Here is a 22284-nt window from a genome sequence, read left to right on the forward strand (position 1 = left end):
CCTTCCTGGCAGGCATCTATGTGCCTCCCTGCGGCAAGATCCATAAGTGTCATTCACTCCTTGTCTGACCGTTTTTGAGCGGCAGGCTACAACCCGTAAGGAGCATTCATGCGTCATTACGAAATCATCTTTTTGGTCCACCCGGATCAAAGCGAGCAAGTCGGCGGCATGGTTGAGCGTTACACCAAGCTGATCGAAGAAGACGGCGGCAAAATCCACCGTCTGGAAGATTGGGGCCGTCGTCAACTGGCCTACGCAATCAACAATGTTCACAAGGCTCACTACGTGATGCTGAACGTTGAGTGCACTGGCAAGGCCCTGGCCGAGCTGGAAGACAACTTCCGCTACAACGATGCAGTGATCCGTAACCTGGTCATCCGTCGCGAAGAAGCCGTTACCGGCCAATCCGAGATGCTCAAGGCTGAAGAAAACCGCAGTGAGCGCCGTGAGCGTCGCGACCGTCCTGAGCACGAAGGCGCCGAAAGCGCTGATAGTGATGACAGCGACAACAGCGATAACGCTGACGAGTAATCCACGGACCTTTTAAGGAGCCTATCAAATGGCACGTTTCTTCCGTCGTCGTAAATTCTGCCGCTTCACCGCTGAAGACGTGAAAGAGATCGATTACAAAGATCTCAACACTCTGAAAGCTTACGTATCCGAGACCGGCAAAATCGTTCCAAGCCGTATCACCGGTACCAAAGCACGTTATCAGCGTCAGCTGGCCACCGCTATCAAGCGCGCCCGCTTCCTGGCCCTGCTGGCCTACACCGACAGCCACGGCCGCTGAGACCGGGCAGTCGACAAGTAGTAAGGGATTGAATGCATGCGCGCCTTAGCTGAGTTCATCATGCGCGGTCGCGTGCAGGCCACTCTGGTAGTGGCTGGATGTGCGGCATTGCCGCTGCTTTATTGGTTGGGTGCTGCCGCCGGTTGCCTTGTGCTGCTGCGGCGCGGTTTGAAGGACGCCCTCGGCGTTCTTGCCCTGGGTTTGTTGCCGGCCTTGATCTGGTGGCTGCAAATGGGTGATCCACGCGTACTTCTGGTACTGCTGGGGTCATCGAGCCTTGCGTTGGTTTTACGCGCAAGTGAGTCCTGGGTCCGCACGCTGCTGGTCAGCGTGGCATTGGGGTTGGTGTACTCAGTGATGCTTGGCGCGGCTTTCCGCCCGCAAATCGAGGCGCTGTCGCAGGAAATCGTCAAGATCCTGCCGTTGGCCCTCGGGGATCTCTACCAGCATTTGTCGGTAGATGAGCGAGCGCGGTTTGTGTCACTGATTGCTCCGGTCCTGACCGGCCTGATTGCGGCATTGTTGCAGGTCGTCAGCGTGCTGAGCCTGATTCTTGGGCGTTATTGGCAGGCGTTGTTGTACAACCCGGGTGGTTTTGGTCGCGAGTTTCGCAGTATCAGAATTCCCGCGGGACCGGCGATGTTGTTGCTGGCGTGCATGGTTGTCGGGCCGAACTTCGGTCCACAGATAGCCTTGCTGGCGCCGATTTGCAGCGTACCGCTGGTGTTTGCCGGGCTGGCCCTGATTCATGGGTTGGTTGCGCGAAAGCGCCTGGCCAAGTTTTGGCTGGTGGGGTTGTACGTGACGCTGTTGCTGTTCATGCAGCTGATCTATCCGTTACTCGTGGTTTTGGCCATTGTCGACGGCCTGATTGATTTTCGCGGTCGTCTGGCGTCGAAAGACGCTGATAACGCGAACGGTGAAGGTTAAAAGTTAGAGGATTTTCACATGCAACTGATCCTTCTGGAAAAAGTCGCCAACCTGGGCAACCTGGGCGACAAAGTGAACGTTAAGGCCGGCTACGGTCGTAACTACCTGCTGCCATACGGCAAAGCCACCGCTGCAACCGCTGCCAACCTGGCTGCGTTTGAAGAGCGTCGTGCTGAGCTGGAAAAAGCAGCAGCAGACAAAAAAGCTTCGGCCGAAACTCGCGCTGCCCAACTGGCTGAGCTGGAAGTGACTATCACTGCCACCGCCGGTGACGAAGGCAAGCTGTTCGGTTCGATCGGCACCCACGACATCGCTGATGCACTGACCGCCTCCGGCGTTGAAGTGCAGAAGAGCGAAGTTCGTCTGCCGAACGGCACCATCCGCAACGTAGGCGAATTCGACGTAGCCGTGCACCTGCACGCCGAAGTTGAAGCCACCGTACGCGTTGTCGTGGTAGCAGCTTAAGCAGCACCTAACTGACTGGCACCTAGCGTGTCAGCCAGTTAACATCGGGCACGATCCTGTTTACAGGTCGTGCCTTTTGTTTTTCTACAATCCCCTAATTCCAAGTGGCCATGAACGATATTTCAGCTCCTGAGCAATACGATCTGCAAACCGCTGCCCTGAAGGTGCCGCCGCATTCCATCGAGGCCGAACAGGCCGTGCTCGGTGGTTTGATGCTGGACAACAACGCCTGGGAACGCGTGTTGGATCAAGTCTCGGACGGTGATTTCTATCGCCATGACCACCGGCTGATCTTCCGCGCCATCGCCAAGCTGGCCGACCAGAACTCACCGATCGACGTGGTGACCCTGGCCGAGCAGCTGGACAAGGAAGGCCAGACCTCTCAAGTCGGCGGCCTGGGTTACCTGGGCGAACTGGCGAAAAACACGCCGTCCGTCGCCAACATCAAGGCGTACGCCCAGATCGTTCGCGAGCGCGCCACCCTGCGCCAGTTGATCGGCATCAGCACCGAAATCGCCGACAGCGCCTTCAACCCCGAAGGCCGCACTGCCGCCGAGATCCTCGACGAAGCCGAGCGCCAGATCTTCCAGATCGCCGAGGCGCGGCCTAAAACCGGCGGCCCGGTCAGCGTCAACGACCTGTTGACCAAGGCCATCGACCGTATCGACACGCTGTTCAATACCGACAACGCCATCACCGGTATTTCCACCGGCTACACCGACCTCGACGAGAAGACCAGCGGCCTGCAGCCGTCCGACTTGATCATCGTCGCCGGCCGTCCATCCATGGGTAAAACCACCTTTGCGATGAACCTGGTGGAAAACGCCGTGCTGCGCAGCGACAAGACCGTACTGGTGTACTCCCTCGAGATGCCAGGCGAATCGCTGATCATGCGTATGCTTTCATCGCTCGGGCGGATCGACCAGACCAAAGTACGTGCCGGTCGCCTGGAAGACGACGATTGGCCGCGCCTGACCTCGGCGGTCAACCTGCTCAATGACCGCAAGCTGTTCATCGATGACACTGCGGGTATCAGCCCCTCGGAGATGCGTGCGCGTACTCGCCGCCTGGTGCGTGAGCACGGCGACATTGCCCTGATCATGATCGACTACCTGCAGCTCATGCAGATCCCGGGTTCCAGTGGCGACAACCGGACCAACGAAATTTCCGAAATCTCCCGGTCCCTCAAAGCCCTGGCCAAGGAATTCAACTGCCCGGTGGTGGCGCTGTCGCAGCTCAACCGTTCCCTGGAACAACGTCCCAACAAGCGCCCGGTGAACTCCGACCTGCGCGAATCCGGAGCGATCGAGCAGGATGCTGACGTGATCATGTTTGTGTACCGGGACGAGGTGTACCACCCCGAAACGGAGCATAAAGGCATTGCCGAGATCATCATCGGCAAGCAGCGGAACGGGCCGATCGGCTTTATCCGCCTGGCGTTCATCGGTAAGTACACGCGCTTCGAGAACCTCGCGCCGGGCAGTTACAACTTCGACGACGACGAATAATTCTCCCGCGCCTGTAGAGGCCTCATCACGGGCAAGCCCGCTCCCACACTTGAACGGTGAACACCTTCAAATGTGGGGGTGAGCTTGCCCGCGATAGCGTCACCACAATTCCGACCATTACCGTCGGAATTGGTCAAAATTTGTGCTATATTCCGCGCCCGCGATTTTTCATCTCAACACCGGTCACCGTCATGCAAACAGCCAAGCCGTTATTTGACTATCCCAAGTACTGGGCCGAATGTTTCGGTCCTGCGCCATTCCTGCCGATGAGCAGGGAGGAGATGGATCAGCTTGGCTGGGATTCCTGCGACATCATCATCGTCACCGGTGATGCGTACGTGGATCACCCGTCGTTCGGCATGGCCATCATCGGCCGGCTGCTGGAGTCTCAGGGCTTCCGCGTCGGGATCATTGCCCAGCCGAACTGGCAGTCCAAAGACGACTTCATGAAGCTCGGCGAGCCGAACCTGTTCTTCGGCGTCGCGGCCGGCAACATGGACTCGATGATCAACCGCTACACCGCCGACAAGAAAATCCGCTCCGACGACGCCTACACCCCAGGCGGCATGGCCGGCAAACGCCCGGACCGCGCGAGCCTGGTGTACAGCCAGCGTTGCAAGGAAGCCTACAAGAACGTGCCGATCGTACTCGGCGGCATCGAAGCCTCCCTGCGCCGCATCGCCCACTACGATTACTGGCAGGACCGCGTGCGCAACTCGATCCTGATCGACGCCGCCGCCGACATCCTGCTGTACGGCAACGCCGAGCGCGCGATTGTCGAGGTTGCCCAGCGCCTGTCGTGGGGCCACAAGATCGAAGACATCACCGACGTGCGCGGCACCGCGTTCATTCGCCGTGACACGCCGGAAGGCTGGTACGAAGTGGACTCCACGCGTATCGACCGTCCGGGCAAGGTCGACAAGATCATCAACCCGTACGTGAATACCCAGGACACCCAGGCCTGCGCCATCGAGCAGGAAAAAGGTCCGCAGGATGATCCGGAAGAAGCCAAGGTCGTACAGATCCTGGCCAGCCCGCGCATGACCCGCGACAAGACCGTGATCCGCCTGCCATCGGTAGAAAAAGTCCGTGGCGACGCGGTGCTCTATGCCCACGCCAACCGCGTGTTGCACCTGGAAACCAACCCAGGCAACGCCCGCGCCCTGGTGCAGAAGCATGGCGAAGTGGACGTGTGGTTCAACCCGCCGCCCATTCCGATGACCACCGAAGAAATGGACTACGTGTTCGGCATGCCTTACGCACGTGTTCCGCACCCGGTGTACGGCAAGGAAAAGATCCCGGCCTACGACATGATTCGCTTCTCGGTGAACATCATGCGTGGCTGCTTCGGCGGCTGCACCTTCTGCTCGATCACCGAGCATGAAGGCCGGATCATCCAGAACCGTTCCGAAGAGTCGATCATTCGCGAGATCGAAGAGATCCGCGACAAAGTGCCAGGCTTCACCGGGGTGATCTCCGACCTCGGCGGCCCGACCGCGAACATGTACCGCATCGCCTGCAAGAGCCCGGAAATCGAATCCGCGTGCCGTAAGCCATCGTGTGTGTTCCCTGGCATCTGCCCGAACCTGAACACCGACCACTCCTCGTTGATCCAGCTGTACCGCAGCGCCCGTGCGTTGCCGGGTGTGAAGAAGATTCTGATTGCTTCCGGCCTGCGCTACGACCTCGCGGTCGAGTCGCCGGAATACGTCAAAGAACTGGTGACCCACCACGTGGGTGGCTACCTCAAGATCGCCCCGGAACACACCGAGGAAGGTCCGCTCAACCAGATGATGAAGCCGGGCATTGGCAGCTATGACAAGTTCAAGCGCATGTTCGAGAAGTACACCAAGGAAGCGGGCAAGGAGCAGTACCTGATTCCTTACTTCATCGCGGCCCACCCGGGCACCACCGATGAAGACATGATGAACCTGGCCCTGTGGCTCAAGGGCAACGGCTTCCGCGCCGACCAGGTGCAGGCGTTCTACCCCTCGCCAATGGCCACCGCCACCGCGATGTACCACTCGGGCAAGAACCCGCTGCGCAAGGTCACCTACAAGAGCGACGCGGTGACCATCGTCAAGAGCGAGGAGCAGCGCCGTCTGCACAAGGCCTTCTTGCGCTATCACGATCCGAAGGGCTGGCCAATGCTGCGTGAAGCGCTGACCCGCATGGGCCGTGCCGACCTGATCGGGCCGGGCAAGGACCAGTTGATCCCGCTGCACCAGCCGGCCACCGACAGCTACCAGAGCGCGCGTCGCAAGAACTCGACGCCGGCCGGCAGCCACAAGGTCGCCAAGGAAACCACCACCAGGATCCTCACCCAGCACACCGGCCTGCCGCCACGTGGCAGCGACGGCAGCAACCCGTGGGACAAGCGCGAACAAGCCAAGGCGGCGGCCATGGCGCGCAACAAGCAGGCGGCCAAGGAACGCGCCGACGCGGCCAAGGGCAAAGGCGGCAAGCCTGCGCGCAAGCCGGTCGTGCCGCGTTGATCGCAGCTTGAATATGCAAAACGCCAGCCTCGTGCTGGCGTTTTGCTTTCTAGTCGGTGGGTAGTGTGTTTGTTAAGGTGGCGCCCATTGAATCGCCTTCGCGAGCAAGCCCGCTCCTACATTCGAGCGCATTCTCATGCTGGAACTCGGTCAACTGTGGGAGCGGGCTTGCTCGCGAAGGTGTCAGTTCAGTCATCACCCATTTCAAGGAAGATCACCCCCATGGGCAACCCCCTGGCCGGTATCGGCATGGACTCCAACCGCTCGCAATTCATGGCGCGCCAGCGCATCGAAAGCGAACTCAACCTGCCGCGGATATTTGCTGCCATCGACGCCGACCCCAACATCGTTGGTGCAGGCGTGGTGTATATCGACGCCGACTTCAATGTCGTCACCCTGCGTGAGTTCAAGCCCATCTGCAGCATTCAGCCCAAGCGCATCATTGTGCGCGAGGCGCAGAAATACGTCGCGCCAGCGCAGTTTGCTGACCAAGTGATGAATAACGCGCGCGAGTCGCGGTTGATCAGCGAAGCCTTCAACACCACCTTGTCCTGCGGCGGCGCGGTGCTGGGTTGGCTGGTGATGTTAAGCGGCACCATCGCGGTGCCGTTCAGCGGTGGTGCCAGCTCGGTCATCACCGTCATTGGCTACACCAGCGCCACCGCCAGTACGGCGTCCTGCTTGATGGGGGCTTTTCGCACCCGCAATGAGATCGTCAACCCTGGCATGAATGACTATCTGGATAGCGAGGAGTGGTACCAGACCGCTACCAAGATCATGGATGGCGCTGCCTTGGTGGGCGTGGGTGCGTCTGCGCTGACCACGGTCAAATTGGTCAATGTGGCCCGTGCATCCACCGGCAAAACCCTGCGCCAAGTGCTCAAAGGCCTGAACGGTCAGGAGCGGGAAAAGCTGACAAAAGAGCTGCTGAAAATCGCCGACCCACAGATGTCGACCAAGATGCGCAAGCTGCTGCAATTGCGCGGCGATTTGCCCAAGCGCTTTACCCACACTCAGCTCAAGCACGCCACCATCGTCCAGCTCGGCGACGCTTTCAGTGCAGGGCTGAGCGTCTGGGGGCTGGCGCGCTCAGACAACCCCAAACAGCTCAAAACCTTGGCGATAGGGTTGTACGAGGAGCTTGAATAATGAATGGCGTCCCGTCATTGAAACCCTTTTTGCTGGAACATTTTCCCTCGTTCATCGGCGTGATTCTCGCCGGTTGCCTGGGCGGTTCCGGCGCAATTTCCCTGGCGGCCGCCACCTATTTTGCCGACGTGCCCATGGCCACCAATGCCACCGTCTCGTGGTTCGTGGTGATCTTCGCGGCCTTGTTCGTGGTCAACAGCAACTTCCTGGTCGTGCGCGGGCACGCCTGGGCGGTGTGGGGCATGGTCGGCTTTTTTGTGGTGTGCCTGCTGGTGGTGCTGCCGACGCTGCAATTTCACCCGCACTGGTTTATCTACAGTGAAAGCCTGTTCTGGCCATTGCTCGGGTTGTTGCTGATCAACAGCAAGGGCTATCGGGCGATGGTCAGGAAATTGGTTGAGGTACGGCGCCTGCGCAACGCGTCCAAGGCTGCTTGACTGGGTAGATTCACCACCCCAACCGCGCGCGCACGCCACAAAGATGTGCAGCGTATGCACCATCGCACTGACGATGGCGCTGTTTTGGTGCTGTACTGCAGCGGGTCTTACGATAAAGCGCAATGACGGCCGCTCTGGCATAAGTCTTGCGCGCTTTGTGTCCATGCCCTGGCTCGCAGGAGGCCGCCGTGTCGATTCATGTCGCGTTGCACCACGTTACGCATTACCGCTACGACCGCGCTGTCGAACTCGGCCCACAGATCGTGCGTTTGCGCCCGGCTGCCCATAGCCGCACGCGGATTTTGTCCTACGCACTCAAAGTGCTGCCCGAGCAGCACTTCATCAATTGGCAGCAGGACCCGCAGGGTAATTACCTGGCGCGCCTGGTGTTCCCGGAAAAGACTGACCAGCTGCGCATTGAAGTCGACCTTGTCGCTGAGATGGCGGTATTCAATCCGTTCGACTTTTTCCTTGAGCCCTACGCCGAAAAGATCCCTTTCAGCTACGCCGCCGATGAGCAGCGCGAGCTGGCGCCGTACCTGGAAACCCTGCCGCTGACGCCGAAGTTTGCCGCCTACCTGGCCGGCATCGACCGCACGCCCTTGCCGGCCGTGGACTTTCTGGTCGGCCTCAACCAGCGCCTGGCGGCTGATATCGGCTACCTGATCCGCATGGAGCCGGGTGTGCAAACCCCGGAGTTCACCCTGCAAAACGCTTCCGGCTCCTGCCGCGATTCGGCCTGGCTGTTGGTGCAGTTGCTGCGCAATCTGGGGTTGGCGGCGCGTTTTGTGTCGGGCTACCTGATCCAACTGACCGCCGACGTCAAAGCCCTCGACGGTCCTTCCGGCACCGAAGTGGACTTCACTGACCTGCACGCCTGGTGCGAAGTGTATTTGCCCGGCGCCGGCTGGATCGGCCTGGATGCGACCTCCGGATTGTTCGCCGGTGAAGGGCACATTCCGTTGGCTTGTAGTCCTGATCCATCCTCGGCCGCGCCCATCAGCGGGCTGGTGGAGCCCTGCGAGTGTGAATTTACCCACGAGATGTCGGTTGAGCGGATTTGGGAAGCGCCTCGGGTTACCAAGCCCTACACCGAAGAGCAGTGGCTGGCGATCCAGGCGCTGGGCCGGCAGATCGACGGCGACCTGCTCAAGGACGATGTACGCCTGACCATGGGCGGCGAGCCGACCTTTGTTTCCATCGACGACCCCGATGGCGCCGAGTGGAACACCGCTGCGCTGGGGCCGGACAAGCGTCGCCTGTCTGCCGAGTTGTTCCAGCGCATGCGCAAACACTACGCGCCCACGGGGCTGGTGCACTTCGGCCAGGGCAAGTGGTACCCCGGCGAGCAACTGCCGCGCTGGTCGCTCAATTGTTACTGGCGCCGCGACGGCGTGCCAATCTGGCACAACAGCGCGCTGATCGCCGATGAACAGCAGGATTACGGTGCCGACGGCGTGATGGCCGGGCGCTTCCTGGCCAGCGTCGCCGAGCGCCTGAAGTTGCCGGCGCGCTTCGTGTTTCCGGCCTTCGAAGACAATTTCTACTACCTGTGGCGCGAAGGCGCGCTGCCGCAAAATGTCACCGCCCAAGACCCACGGCTGAGCGACGACCTGGAGCGCGAACGCCTGCGCAAAGTCTTCAGCCAGGGCCTGGATAAAGTCATCGGCCAAGTGTTGCCGCTGGCGCGCACGGCCGCCAATGACCGCTGGCAGAGTGGGCGCTGGTACCTGCGCGACAACCACTGCCGCCTGGTGCCGGGCGATTCGCCGCTGGGCTATCGCCTGCCGTTGGCCTCGCAGCCTTGGGTGACGGCGGCGGAGTACCCGTTTGTGCACCCGACCGACCCGAACCAGGATCAGCCGGCGCTGCCGAGTGCTTCACACTTGCAAAGCCACGGCGAACCCGCGCCCAGCGATGAGCGCGTGCCGAAGGTGGACGAGTCCGCCGATTGGCTGACCCGCACTGCCTTGTGCGCTGAAGCGCGCGAAGGGCGGCTGTATCTGTTTATGCCGCCGCTGGAACGCGTCGAGGACTACCTCGAACTGGTGGCCGCCATCGAAGCCACCGCCGAGGAGCTGCATTGCCCGGTGTTGCTGGAAGGTTACGAGCCGCCGTTCGACACACGCCTGAGCAACTTCCGGGTCACGCCGGACCCGGGTGTGATCGAGGTCAACGTGCAGCCGTCCGCCACGTGGGACGAGTTGGTCGAGCGCACCGAATTTCTCTACGAAGAGGCGCGGCAAACCCGCCTCACCACAGAGAAATTCATGATCGACGGTCGCCACACCGGCACCGGCGGTGGTAACCACTTTGTGCTCGGCGGCGCCACGCCCAAGGATTCGCCGTTCCTGCGCCGCCCGGACTTACTGCGCAGTTTGATCAGCTACTGGCATAACCACCCGTCGCTGTCGTACCTGTTTTCCGGGCTGTTTATCGGCCCGACCTCCCAGGCACCCCGAGTGGATGAGGCGCGAAACGACGCGCTGTACGAGCTGGAAATTGCCTTCGCGCAGATGCCCGAGCCCGGCGAAGAATGCCCGCCGTGGTTGGTCGACCGCCTGCTGCGCAACCTGCTGATCGACGTGACGGGCAACACCCACCGCGCCGAGTTCTGCATCGATAAGCTTTACTCACCGGACGGCGCCACCGGGCGCCTGGGTTTGCTGGAGCTGCGCGCGTTTGAAATGCCGCCGCATGCGCGCATGAGCCTGACCCAGCAATTGCTGCTGCGCGCTTTGGTCGCGCGTTTCTGGCGTGAGCCGTACGCGCCGCCAAAACTGGCGCGTTGGGGCACCGAGCTGCATGACCGCTTCTTGTTGCCGCACTTCATCGAGCAGGATTTCGCCGACGTGATCGTCGAACTGAACGCCGCCGGTTACCCGCTGCGAGCCGAATGGTTTGCCGCGCACCTGGAGTTTCGTTTCCCCAAGGTCGGCGACTACGCCGTCAGCGGCATCGAACTGGAGCTGCGCCAGGCTCTGGAGCCTTGGCACGTACTGGGCGAGGAGGGCGCGGTGGGCGGCACGGTGCGTTATGTGGATTCGTCGCTTGAGCGCTTGCAGGTGAAGTTGAGCGGGCTGCCGCCACAACGCTATTTGCTGACGTGCAATGGCATTCCGGTGCCCCTGCAGCCGACCGGGCGCGTGGGTGAGTTTGTCGCCGGCGTGCGCTACCGCGCTTGGCAACCGGCCAACTGCCTGCAGCCGACCATCGCGGTGCACGCGCCGCTGGTGTTCGACCTGCTCGACACCTGGATGCAACGCTCGCTGGGCGGCTGCCAGTATCATGTCGCCCATCCTGGCGGGCGCAATTACGACAGCTTGCCGGTGAACGCCAATGAGGCAGAGAGCCGGCGTATGGCGCGGTTTTTCCGCTTGGGGCATAGCCCTGGCAAGTTGCCTGTGCCTCCTTTGGTTATCAATGACGAACTACCGATGACCCTGGATTTGCGGCGTTTCCCCAATAAAAATGACTGAATGCGATTTAAATGTGGGAGCAGGCTTGCCTGCGATAGCGATATATCAACCAGCCAATAAGGTGGCTGGAAATCGCAATCGCAGGCAAGCCAGCTCCCACAATAGATTGCAGTGAATTTGAGTTAACCTGACTTTCCCTTGCCTCTGCCGAGCGTTCCATGTCCGACTTGCTCGACCGTTACCCGCTGACCGCGGGCACTTACCACGAACTGCTGGACGACAGTGGCGCGGTGCGTGCCCATTGGCAGCGCTTGCTTGATCACCTGCAACGCAGCACGCCCGCGCAACTGGCCCAGCGCCAGGCGCTGCTGACCCGGCAGATCCAGGAAAACGGCGTGACTTACAACGTCTACGCCGACCCCAAGGGCGCCGATCGCCCATGGGAGCTGGACCTGCTCCCGCATGTGCTGGCCGCCGATGAGTGGCGGCACTTGTCGGCCGGTATCGCCCAGCGTGCGCGCCTGCTCAATGCCGTGTTGGCCGACCTGTATGGCCCGCAGCGCCTGATCAAAGAAGGCCTGCTGCCGGCTGAGCTGGTGTTCGGGCATAACAACTTCCTCTGGCCGTGCCAGGGCATCCAGCCGCCGGACGGTACCTTTCTGCACCTGTACGCCGTGGACCTGGCGCGCACCCCGGATGGCCGCTGGTGGGTCACCGCCGACCGTACCCAGGCGCCTTCGGGCGCGGGTTATGCGTTGGAAAACCGCACCATCGTGTCCCGCGCCTTTCCGGATTTGTACCGTGACCTGCAGGTTCAGCACCTCACCGGTTTCTTCCGCACGCTGCAGGAAACCCTGGCCCGCCAGGCTTCCTGCGACGACCAGTCGCCGCTGATCGTGCTGCTCACGCCGGGGCGTTTCAACGAGAGCTATTTCGAACACCTGTACCTGGCGCGACAGCTCGGCTACCCGTTGGTGGAAGGCGGCGACCTGACCGTGCGCGACAGCACCGTGTTCCTGAAAACCCTCAGCGGCCTGCGCCGGGTGCACGCGATCATGCGTCGCCTGGACGACGACTTCTGCGACCCGCTGGAGCTGCGCACCGACTCTGCCCTGGGCGTGCCCGGCCTGCTGGATGCCGTGCGCCAAGGCAATGTGTTGGTGGCCAATGCCCTGGGCAGCGGCGTGCTGGAGTCGCCGGGCTTGCTCGGCTTTTTGCCGAAGATCAACCAGTTCCTGTTTGGCGAAGAATTGATCCTGCCGTCCATCGCCACCTGGTGGTGCGGTGAGGCGCCGGTGCTCGCTGAGGCTTTGGAGAAACTGCCCGAGCTGCTGATCAAACCGGCGTTTCCATCGCAAAGTTTCACCCCGGTATTTGGCCGCGACTTGAACGACGAACAACGCCAGGCGCTGGCCGACCGCATGCGTGCGCGACCTTATGCGTATGTCGCCCAGGAATTGGCGCAACTGTCCCAGGCGCCGGTGTGGCATACCGTGGATGACCATTTGCAGCACCGCGCCATCGGCATGCGCGTGTACGCGGTGGCCAGCGACGAAGGTTATCGCGTGCTGCCCGGCGGCCTCACCCGTGTGGCGGCCGAGGCCGACGCCGAGGTGGTATCGATGCAACGCGGCGGCGCGAGCAAAGACACGTGGGTGCTGGGCGAACGCGCTGCCGGTAGTGAGCAGTGGCGCGCGCAGCGGCCAATTGGCGCCCACGATCTGGTGCGCCGCGACCCCTACCTGCCGTCACGCGTGGTGGAAAACCTGTTTTGGTTCGGCCGTTACTGCGAGCGCTGTGATGACAGTGCGCGCTGGTTGCGGATTGTGCTGGCGCGGTATGTGGACGGTGACGATCCGCTGGCCTTGCAGGCGGCGGTCGAGCTGGGCGAGACCCTGCGCTTGCTGCCCGAAGAAGGGGAATTGCCCGAGCGGCTGCTTGCCGCCTTGCTTGGCGATGACTGGCCATCGAGCCTGCGTGCCAACCTGCAGCGTCTGCAGTGGGCGGCGTCCCAGGTGCGCGGCAAGCTGTCGCGAGAAAACTGGCAGGCCTTGGTCGAGCTGCAGCGCGAAGCCCTGGAGCTGGAAAGCGAAACCCCGGACTTCGGCGAGCTGCTGGATTTCCTCAACCGCCTGGTGATGTCCCTGGCGGCGCTGTCCGGCTTTGCCCTGGATGACATGACCCGTGATGAAGGCTGGCGCTTCTTGATGATGGGCCGGCGCATCGAGCGCCTGCAGTTCCTGAGCAGCAGCCTGGCGGCGTTCCTGCGTGGTGTGGCGGTGTTTGATCAGGCCGGGCTTGAGTGGCTGCTGGAGTTGGGTAACAGCAGCATCACCTATCGCTCGCGCTACCTGGCGGTGCCGCAGCTGATCCCGGTGCTTGACCTGTTGTTGCTGGATGAGCAGAACCCGCATGCGGTGCTGTTCCAGCTGAAACTGGTCAGCCGCACGTTACGTCGTCTTAACGATGACTTCGGTGTGCCTCGGGAAACCGGGCTGGCGCCGCTGGTGGAGCGACTGGCACGTTTTGACCTGGGTTGCCTGGAGAACCCGCTGTTCGGCGAGTCCAGCGTGCGTGCCGCGTTGGGTGGCCTGGCTGACCTGCTGCAAGCGGTGGCCGATGAGAGTGGGCAAGTGTCGGATCGCCTGGCGTTGCGCCATTTTGCCCATGTGGATGATGTCAGCCAGCAGACGGTGTCGGTGTGATGAGTGCGCGCTACCAGATTTTTCACGATACCCACTACCACTACGACAGCCCGGTGTCGCTGGCGCAACAGCTGGCGCACTTGTGGCCACGGCCTTGCGCGTGGCAGCGTTGCAGTTCGCAGCAACTGGACATCAGCCCGGAGCCGACGGCGCGGCGCGATGAGCTGGACGTGTTCGGCAACCCGATCACCCGGCTGGCGTTCGAACGGCCCCATGATGAACTGCTGGTGAATGCAGGGCTGACCGTCGAAGTGCTGGCGCGGCCTGCGCTGGATTTTCAGCAGTCGCCGGCCTGGGATCAAACCCGCGACAGCCTGACTTACAGCAGCCAGCCGCTGTCAGCCGAACTGATCGAAGCCTGCCGCTATCGCTTCGAGTCGCCCTACGTGCACCTGAAAAAAACCTTCGTCGAGTTTTCCGAAAGCTGTTTTCCGCCTGGCGAGCCGTTGCTGCTCGGCGTGCAGGCGTTGATGGAGAAGATTTTCAGCGAGTTCACCTTCGATGCCGAAGCCACTCAGGTCGCCACGCCGCTGGTGGAAGTGCTGGAGCGCCGACGCGGCGTGTGCCAGGACTTCGCCCACCTGATGCTCGCGTGCCTGCGCTCGCGTGGCCTGGCGGCGCGGTACATCAGTGGCTATCTGCTTACGCAGCCACCGCCCGGCCAGCCACGGCTGATCGGCGCCGATGCGTCGCACGCGTGGGTTTCGGTGTTTTGCCCGGTGTCGGGCTGGGTAGATTTTGATCCGACCAACAATGTGCAGCCGGCACTGGAGCACATCACCTTGGCCTGGGGCCGGGATTTCTCGGATGTGTCGCCGTTGCGGGGGGTGATTCTGGGAGGAGGGAACCATGACCCGGAGGTGCGGGTGACGGTGATGCCGCTGCAATAACAGTGGATTGAGGCGAGCAGGGAAGGCCTGCTCACCTCAACAGAATTTATTCAGCCGGGTCTTTCGGTGTCTCGGTTTCGTCGGTTGCCACTTCACCTTCGGCATCCGGGTTCAGTGCACTTGCTTCTTCATCTGCAGCGGCTTTCTTGCGTTGCAGCTTTTCCTCTTTCTTCTGCTCCTTGGCCAAGTCTCTCTGACGTTTGGCGAAGGAGTAATTAGGTTTGGCCATGGGCGATCCTCTAGGGTCGAAGGTGAGGGTGGCGGCGCGCAGCTGCCTTGGGTCGCTATGGTAGCAGCTTAGCGGCGCGGTTGGCCTTCACTTACCGCAGGCGTACGCGGCCAGCAGACCGTTGAACAGTTGATTCAGATGCATGGCGCGGGCTCCAAGGGGGATGAGCTGATCATAGGCAGGTGGTCGAACTTTGGCTGGTAGATTGTGTTGATCAGTCTGATAGCCTAAAGTTGTATACAATCTGTTGATGCAGATCATAAGAATTCAAGCCTGCTTGAGGCACCCTTGTCGCAATACGCGTTTTTTAAACCCTGCCATGGAGATTCACATGTTTGCCAAAATCGTTGCTGTTTCCCTGCTGACACTGGCGAGCGGCCAGTTGCTTGCTGCAGAGTGCGCGGTCACTGTTGATTCCACCGACCAGATGTCCTTCAACACCAAAGAAATCACCATCGACAAGAGCTGCAAGACGTTCACCGTAAACCTGGAACACTCCGGCAGCTTGCCGAAGAACGTCATGGGCCATAACTGGGTGCTGAGCTCCGCCGCCGACATGCCTGGCATCGCCAGCGACGGCATGGCCGCCGGCATTGAAAAGAATTACCTCAAAGACGGCGACACCCGCATCATTGCCCACACCAAGATCATTGGTGCTGGCGAGAAAGACGCCGTGACCTTCGATGTGTCGAAACTGGCCGCCGGTACGGATTACGCGTTCTTCTGCTCGTTCCCAGGCCACATCTCGATGATGAAAGGCACTGTGACCGTCAAGTAAGCCGATTCCGGTCGAAAAAAAAGCGCCTTGCGGGGCGCTTTTTTGTGGGCGGTCTGTAGTACCGCGTTATCGTTCTTCGCGAGCAAGCCCGCTCCCACACTTGATCGACTTCCAGCATGAGGATGCGTTCAAATGTGGGAGCGGGCTTGCTCGCGAAGGCGATCTAACAATCAGTACAAAACTATCTGGCTCACCTCACGGCGCGAATGGCATGACCCGCTTGTGCTCGGTCTTGCGATACGTGTCGCAAATGATCTTGAACGCCTCTTCACGCACTGGCTCGCCGTGCAGGAAGGCATCAATCTCGGCGTACGTCACGCCGTGGGATGCTTCGTCCGGCTTGCCTGGCGACAAGTCTTCGAGGTCGGCCGTCGGGATCTTCTCCACCAGCGATTCCGGCGCACCAAAGTGCCGAGCAATCGCACGTACCTGGTTTTTCACCAGCCCGCTCAATGGCGCCAGGTCGCAGGCACCATCACCAAACTTGGTGAAAAAGCCCATGACCGCTTCCGCCGCATGGTCGGTGCCGATCACCAGGCCACCGGCCGCGCCAGCGATGGTGTACTGCGCCACCATGCGCATGCGCGCCTTGGTGTTGCCCAGTACAAAATCACGCGACACCGCCGCCTTGCCTTCAAAGGCCGCCACTTCATTGGCCAGGGATTTGACCGCCGGGCCGATGTTCACAGTGTGGCGCTCGTCCGGTTCGATGAAGTCCACCGAAGCCTGAGCGTCGATTTCGTCGAACTGGGTTTCGTAGGGCAGGCGCACGGCGATGAAACGGTAGGCCTCGTCGCCGCTGCTGGCCCGCAGTTCGCGCATCGCACGTTGGGCCAGCAGGCCGGCGGTCAGGGAGTCGACGCCACCGCTGATGCCCAGCACCAAGGTCTTGAGCCCGGAATTGCGCAGGCAATCCTGGATAAAGGTCACGCGGCGGGCAACTTCGGCCTCCAGGGCGGCCTGGTCCTTGAACGGGGCTTGGACCTTGAGCTGCTGCGCAATCTCACGCTGTACGGCTTGCATGATTCACTCCTTGCTGGAAAGGGCAGGTACTTTGAAAAGTGACGCAAATAGGCGACGAAATTCGGATCGGTGCAGTGGGTCTTGCCCGCTTCATCGGAGATTTTCGCGACGGGCTGGCCATTGCAGGCCGTCATTTTAAGCACGATGCTCATCGGCTCAACCCCTGGAATGTCACAGGTCAGGTTGGTGCCGATGCCGAAGCTGACATTAATGCGACCGCGCAACGCGCGGAAAATCTCCAGGGCCTTGGGCAGCGACAGGCTGTCAGAGAACACCAGCGTCTTGCTCATCGGCTCGATGCCGAGCTTGTGGTAGTGAGCGATGGCCTTTTCTGCCCACTGCACCGGGTCACCGGAATCGTGGCGCAGGCCGTCGAACAGCTTGGCGAAGTACAAGTCGAAGTCGCCGAGGAAAGCATCGGTGGTGATGCAGTCGGTCAGCGCGATGCCCAGCAGGCCTCGGTATTCGCGGACCCAGCAATCGAGCGCGGCGATCTGGCTGTCGATCAGGCGCGGCCCGAGTTGCTGGTGGGCCATGATCCATTCGTGGGCCATGGTGCCGAGCGGCTTCATGTCGAATTCGCGGGCCAGGTGCACGTTGCTGGTGCCGACGAAGCGGCCTGGGAAGTCGTGCTTGAGCACGCTGACCACTTCTTCCTGCACCCGGTACGAGAAGCGCCGGCGCGTGCCGAAGTCGGCTACTTGCAGTTCCGACAGCTCGTCGCTGCTGGCGTTGGCGGTCAGCCAGTCGAATTTGCGGTACAGCTGCTCGCGGGCCTGTTCGAGGATCACGGTCTGATAGCGGTAGCGGTTACGCACTTCGCTGACGATGGCCAGCATCGGTACTTCAAACAGGATCACATGCAGCCACGGCCCGCGCAGGCGGATAAACAGCTCGCCGTTCTCGATGCCGGTTTGCACATAGCGCAGGTTGAAGCGGAACAGCCCCAGAAAGCGCAAAAAGTCCGGCTTCATGAAGCTGATGCGCTCCAGAAAGCCCAATTGATCCGGGCTCAGGCTCAGCTCGGCGAGGCGCTCGATCTGGTAGCGGATTTCCGCCAGGTACGGGCGCAGGTCTTCGCTGTTGCGGCAACGGAACTCCCATTCAACTTCCACATTCGGGTAGTTGTGCAGCACCGCCTGCATCATGGTCAGCTTGTAGAAGTCGGTGTCGAGCAAGTTCTGCACGATGCGATCGGCAAACACACTCTCGCTCATAACGGGAATCTCCAGACGGGTCGACGATGGGCGCCGACCTTTACGCACTATTAAGGAATGGCGCTAGTGGCGCATAGACCCGTGGGGTTTTGCCAGTGTTTTTTCAGCTTGGCACTGTTGTTGTGGCCATTGGCGCCTTCGCGAGCGAGCCCGCTCCCACAGTTGGAATGCATTTCAAGTGTGAGAGCGGGCTTGCTCGCGAAGGCGGTATTGCAGGCGACGCACCTCAAACAGGCTTTACCTGTTCCATCATCCACTTCACAAAATCGCGCACCTTGGGCACCTCCGCCGAATGCTCCGGATACGCCAGGTAATACGCATCCTGGCTGGGCAACGCGTGCTGCCAGGGAATCACCAGCTTGCCCTCGGCCAATTCTTCTTCCACCAGAAAGCGCGGCAGCAAGGCCACGCCGCAGCCCACTTGCGCCGCGCGAATGCACATATAGAAGGTGTCGAAGCGCGGCCCGTGGTAGCTGTGCTCGGTGTGGAAACCCTGGCTGGCGAACCAGTCATGCCAGCCTTGGGGCCGCGAGGCGTTCTGCAGCAGTACCAGGTCGCTGAGTTGCGTGGGGTCGGTGAACGGCTGCGCAGGGAGGCTTTCCGGCGCACACACCGCCACCAATGCTTCGCTGAACAGTTTCAGGCTCTCGGTGCCGGGCCGTGAGCCCTGGCCGAAGTAAAAAGCCATGTCGGCCTTGCCTTGCAGCAGTTCGTCCGGCTCCTGCTCGTTGCACAGGTCCAAATGGATGTGCGGATGGCGCAAACGCCAGCCTTTGAGGCGCGGCACCAGCCAGCGCGCGCCGAAGGTGTAGGGCGTGGACACCCGCAGCACTTCGGTCTCGCCGCCGTAGGAGCGCAGGTAATGGGTGGACATCTCCACCTGCGTGAGGATTTTTCGCACCTCCACCAAGTACAAATCACCCGCCGGGGTCATCTGCAAGCGGCGGCGCACCCGGCGAAACAGCAGGTGTTGCAGCAACTCTTCCAACTGCGCGACCTGTTTGCTTACCGCGCTTTGCGTGAGGTTCAGTTCCTCGGCGGCCCGGGTAAAGCTCAGGTGGCGGGTGGCGGCTTCGAAACACTGCAGGGCGGTGATCGAGGGCAAATGTCTTTTGTTCAGCACGGCACGCCTCTTTTTATTCTTTGCATGAATAAACGGAATGATATCTCGCCTAATCGTCGTTTGTTGGCAAGTCTTGGGCCAGCTACAAATAAGGCCAGGATCGCCGTGTCTGTGGCGGCGCGAATTTTCTGTTTGAAATTGAAGGAGTGACCCATGGTTGCCGCATTGCTTGATCGTCTCGGGGTGAACCCGGCGCTGTACCAGTCGGGAAAACAACCCGTGCATTCGCCGATCGACGGCAGCCGTATCGGCAGTGTGCACTGGGAAGGCGCCGCCGAGGTGGAGCAACAGGTCAGTCGCGCCGAGCATGCATTCGAGGCTTGGCGCAAGGTGCCGGCACCGCGCCGTGGCGAGCTGGTGCGCCAGTTCGGCGACGTATTGCGCGAATACAAGGCAGACCTGGGCGAGCTGGTGTCCTTGGAAGCCGGCAAGATCACTCAGGAAGGCCTGGGTGAAGTGCAGGAAATGATCGACATCTGCGACTTCGCCGTCGGCCTGTCGCGCCAGTTGTACGGCTTGACCATCGCCTCTGAGCGCCCGGGCCACCATATGCGTGAAACCTGGCACCCGCTGGGCGTGGTCGGCGTGATCAGCGCCTTTAACTTCCCGGTGGCCGTATGGGCGTGGAACACCACGCTGGCGCTGGTGTGCGGTAACGCCGTGATCTGGAAACCGTCGGAAAAGACCCCGCTCACCGCGCTGGCTTGCCAGGCGCTGTTCGAGCGTGTGCTGAAAACATTCACCGATGCGCCCGAGTACCTGAGCCAAGTGATCATCGGTGGCCGCGACGCCGGCGCCGCGCTGGTGGATGACCCGCGCGTGGCACTGATCAGCGCCACCGGCAGCACCCGTATGGGCCGCGAAGTGGCGCCCAAAGTCGCCGCCCGCTTCGCCCGCAGCATTCTCGAGCTGGGCGGCAACAACGCAATGATCCTCGGCCCAAGCGCCGACCTGGACATGGCTATACGCGCCATCCTGTTCAGCGCCGTCGGCACCGCCGGCCAGCGTTGCACCAGCCTGCGCCGCCTGATCGCGCATGAGTCGGTCAAAGAGGAAATCGTCACCCGCCTCAAGGCGGCGTATTCCAAGGTGCGCATCGGCCACCCGCTGGAAGGCAACCTGATCGGTCCGCTGATCGACAAACACGGCTTCGAAAACATGCAGGACGCCCTGGAGCAGGCCTTGAGCGAAGGCGGCAAGGTGTTCGGCGGCAAGCGTCAGCTGGAAGATAAATTCCCGAATGCCTACTACGTGTCGCCGGCGATTGTGGAAATGCCTGAGCAAAGCGACGTGGTGTGCACCGAAACCTTCGCGCCGATTCTGTATGTGATCGGCTACAGCGACTTTGCCGAAGCCCTGCGTTTGAATAACGCCGTGCCGCAAGGCCTGTCGTCGTGCATCTTCACTACCGATGTGCGTGAAGCCGAGCAGTTCATGTCGGCGGTAGGCAGTGATTGCGGGATCGCCAACGTCAACATCGGCCCGAGCGGTGCGGAAATCGGTGGCGCGTTTGGCGGTGAGAAAGAGACTGGCGGCGGGCGCGAGTCGGGTTCGGATGCATGGCGCGGCTACATGCGTCGCCAGACCAATACCGTTAACTACTCGCTGGAATTGCCGCTGGCGCAGGGTATTACCTTCGACTAAATCCCTGTCGAAACGCGGTTGAAAATGTGGGAGCGGGCTTGCTCGCGAATGCGGTGGATCAGCTGTATATCTGTTGACTGACACACCGCTTTCGCGAGCAAGCCCGCTCCCACATTGACCTCATTGGCAGTTCGGAAAAGTGGTTTGTTGGGTCTCATCGGAGTCTGGCAATGGCATTACGCGAAGCATGTTTGTGGGAGCACCTGACCCCTGGCCGCCCGGACCGGGCCGCGCTCAAGGGCGAGGTCAAGGTGGATGTGTGCGTGATCGGCGCCGGGATCACCGGGTTGTCGGCAGCCGTTCATTTGCTGGAGCAAGGTAAAAGCGTCGCCGTGCTGGAGGCCCATCGCACCGGCCACGGCGGTTCGGGGCGCAACGTCGGGTTAGTCAACGCCGGCATGTGGATTCCACCGGACGAGATCGAAGCCGGTTTTGGCGAGGCGGTGGGCAGCCAGCTCAACCGCATGTTGGGCGCAGCGCCATCGTTGGTGTTCAGCTTGATCGACAAGTACGGCATCGACTGCCAACTGCGCCGCGAGGGCACGTTGCACATGGCGCACAATGCCCGTGGCGAGGCGGATTTACGCAGTCGTGAAGCACAATGGAAGCGCCGTGGCGCGCCGGTTGAGTTGCTGACCGGGCAAGCCTGCGAACACGCCACCGGCACTAAAAAGATCGCCGCCGCGCTGCTGGATCGGCGCGCGGGCACCTTGAACCCGATGGCCTACACCAGTGGTTTGGCGAATGCGGCGGTTGGCCTGGGTGGGCAGCTTTTCGACCATTCCCCGGTCACCCAGCTGGAGCGCCAGGGCGCAAACTGGTCGGTGCAAACCGCGCAGGGCTCGGTGCAGGCTGCACAAGTGGTGATTGCCTCCAATGCCTACACCGAAGGCGAATGGACCGAGCTGCGGCGCAATTTCTTCCCAGGTTATTACTACCAGGTCGCCTCGGCGCCGCTGACGGACGAGGCTGCCAAACAGATCCTGCCTGGCGGGCAGGGCTCGTGGGACACGCGCCAGGTGTTGAGCAGCATCCGCCGCGATGCGGACGGCCGCCTGTTGCTCGGCAGCCTGGGCAACGGTCATCAGAAACCTGCGTGGTTCCTCAAGGCGTGGGCCGATCGGGTGCAGCAGCATTACTTCCCGTACCTCAAATCGGTGCAATGGGAATACACCTGGACCGGCTGCATCGCCTTCACCCCGGACCACCTGATGCGTCTGTTCGAACCCGCGCCGGGCCTGGTGGCGGTGACCGGCTATAACGGGCGGGGCGTGACCACCGGCAGCGTGGTGGGCAAGGCATTTGCCGACTATTTGTGTCACCAGAATCCCCAAGCCTTGCCAATTCCTTTCGCACCGATGCAACCGCTGGCCGGGGTGGGTCTGCGCAGCTGCCTGTATGAAGCCGGATTTTCGCTGTACCACGCGGGCCAATGCCTGCGGATCGTGATCTGATCAGCGAAATACCTGTCAGAAGCCTGCA

17 protein-coding genes and 1 pseudogene are annotated in these 22284 nt (G+C 61.3%); 14 read left to right on the forward strand and 4 right to left on the reverse strand.

The window, feature by feature from the left end; translation table 11 throughout:
• The first annotated feature begins 108 nt into the window (after positions 1–108).
• The 11 genes from rpsF to AACW30_RS29490 all read left to right on the forward strand — a co-directional run bounded on the left by rpsF (position 109) and on the right by AACW30_RS29490 (position 14788).
• On the forward strand, positions 109–531 hold the full coding sequence (gene rpsF, locus AACW30_RS29440; protein WP_003217491.1) for a 30S ribosomal protein S6: 423 nt from the start codon (positions 109–111) through the stop codon (positions 529–531).
• 28 nt (positions 532–559) lie between these two features.
• A complete protein-coding gene (gene rpsR, locus AACW30_RS29445) occupies positions 560–790 on the forward strand; it encodes a 30S ribosomal protein S18 (protein WP_002551829.1) in 231 nt (76 codons plus the stop codon).
• Positions 791–826: 36 nt separating this feature from the next.
• Positions 827–1720, forward strand: coding sequence for a hypothetical protein (locus AACW30_RS29450; protein WP_106577633.1), 894 nt, complete (start codon positions 827–829; stop codon positions 1718–1720).
• Positions 1721–1738: 18 nt separating this feature from the next.
• The gene (gene rplI, locus AACW30_RS29455) at positions 1739–2185 is read left to right on the forward strand and encodes a 50S ribosomal protein L9 (RefSeq protein ID WP_003171376.1); all 447 of its coding nucleotides are present in this window, start codon (positions 1739–1741) and stop codon (positions 2183–2185) included.
• Between the two features lie 110 nt (positions 2186–2295).
• Positions 2296–3693 (forward strand): replicative DNA helicase, encoded by a 1398-nt coding sequence (gene dnaB, locus AACW30_RS29460; RefSeq protein WP_017526410.1) that lies wholly within the window; start codon positions 2296–2298, stop codon positions 3691–3693.
• Positions 3694–3884: 191 nt separating this feature from the next.
• Positions 3885–6188, forward strand: coding sequence for a YgiQ family radical SAM protein (locus AACW30_RS29465; RefSeq protein ID WP_106577634.1), 2304 nt, complete (start codon positions 3885–3887; stop codon positions 6186–6188).
• Positions 6189–6410: 222 nt separating this feature from the next.
• On the forward strand, positions 6411–7337 hold the full coding sequence (locus tag AACW30_RS29470; protein ID WP_106577635.1) for an NAD synthetase: 927 nt from the start codon (positions 6411–6413) through the stop codon (positions 7335–7337).
• Complete coding sequence (locus AACW30_RS29475; RefSeq protein ID WP_200624036.1) at positions 7337–7774, forward strand: hypothetical protein; 438 nt, start codon at positions 7337–7339, stop codon at positions 7772–7774. The genes AACW30_RS29470 and AACW30_RS29475 overlap by 1 nt, the downstream gene beginning before the upstream one ends.
• 188 nt (positions 7775–7962) lie before the next feature.
• The gene (locus AACW30_RS29480) at positions 7963–11253 is read left to right on the forward strand and encodes a transglutaminase family protein (protein WP_119737901.1); all 3291 of its coding nucleotides are present in this window, start codon (positions 7963–7965) and stop codon (positions 11251–11253) included.
• A gap of 158 nt (positions 11254–11411) precedes the next feature.
• Positions 11412–13898, forward strand: coding sequence for a circularly permuted type 2 ATP-grasp protein (locus tag AACW30_RS29485; RefSeq protein WP_200624037.1), 2487 nt, complete (start codon positions 11412–11414; stop codon positions 13896–13898).
• On the forward strand, positions 13898–14788 hold the full coding sequence (locus AACW30_RS29490; protein ID WP_119737897.1) for a transglutaminase family protein: 891 nt from the start codon (positions 13898–13900) through the stop codon (positions 14786–14788). The genes AACW30_RS29485 and AACW30_RS29490 overlap by 1 nt, the downstream gene beginning before the upstream one ends.
• A gap of 46 nt (positions 14789–14834) precedes the next feature.
• On the opposite strand, the gene AACW30_RS29495 is transcribed toward AACW30_RS29490, so the two are convergent.
• A complete protein-coding gene (locus AACW30_RS29495) occupies positions 14835–15017 on the reverse strand; it encodes a hypothetical protein (protein ID WP_106577640.1) in 183 nt (60 codons plus the stop codon).
• A 331-nt stretch (positions 15018–15348) separates the two neighbouring features.
• Here AACW30_RS29495 and azu point away from each other — a divergent pair, with 331 nt between their 5' ends.
• Entirely contained in the window at positions 15349–15795 is a 447-nt protein-coding gene (gene azu, locus AACW30_RS29500; protein WP_119737895.1) for an azurin, read from the forward strand.
• 195 nt (positions 15796–15990) lie between these two features.
• Here the strand turns inward: azu and nadE are convergent, their stop codons facing one another.
• The 3 genes and pseudogenes from nadE to AACW30_RS29515 all read right to left on the reverse strand — a co-directional run bounded on the left by nadE (position 15991) and on the right by AACW30_RS29515 (position 19158).
• Positions 15991–16818, reverse strand: a complete 828-nt coding sequence (nadE, locus tag AACW30_RS29505) for an ammonia-dependent NAD(+) synthetase (protein ID WP_119737893.1) — start codon at positions 16816–16818, stop codon at positions 15991–15993.
• Positions 16819–16821: 3 nt separating this feature from the next.
• Positions 16822–18035, reverse strand: a pseudogene (gene pncB, locus AACW30_RS29510) (nicotinate phosphoribosyltransferase).
• Positions 18036–18261: 226 nt separating this feature from the next.
• Complete coding sequence (locus AACW30_RS29515) at positions 18262–19158, reverse strand: LysR family transcriptional regulator (RefSeq protein ID WP_106577643.1); 897 nt, start codon at positions 19156–19158, stop codon at positions 18262–18264.
• A gap of 153 nt (positions 19159–19311) precedes the next feature.
• On the opposite strand from AACW30_RS29515, the gene amaB reads away from it, so the two are divergent.
• Together amaB and amaA are read left to right on the forward strand one after the other, a co-directional pair.
• Positions 19312–20802: an L-piperidine-6-carboxylate dehydrogenase gene (gene amaB / locus AACW30_RS29520; RefSeq protein ID WP_200624038.1), complete on the forward strand. Its 1491-nt coding sequence runs from the start codon at positions 19312–19314 to the stop codon at positions 20800–20802.
• Between the two features lie 170 nt (positions 20803–20972).
• Positions 20973–22256 (forward strand): L-pipecolate oxidase, encoded by a 1284-nt coding sequence (gene amaA / locus AACW30_RS29525; RefSeq protein WP_179606135.1) that lies wholly within the window; start codon positions 20973–20975, stop codon positions 22254–22256.
• Positions 22257–22284: the final 28 nt, after the last annotated feature.

It is taken from the genome of Pseudomonas sp. MF6747 (assembly GCF_963890955.1).
Classification (GTDB): domain Bacteria; phylum Pseudomonadota; class Gammaproteobacteria; order Pseudomonadales; family Pseudomonadaceae; genus Aquipseudomonas.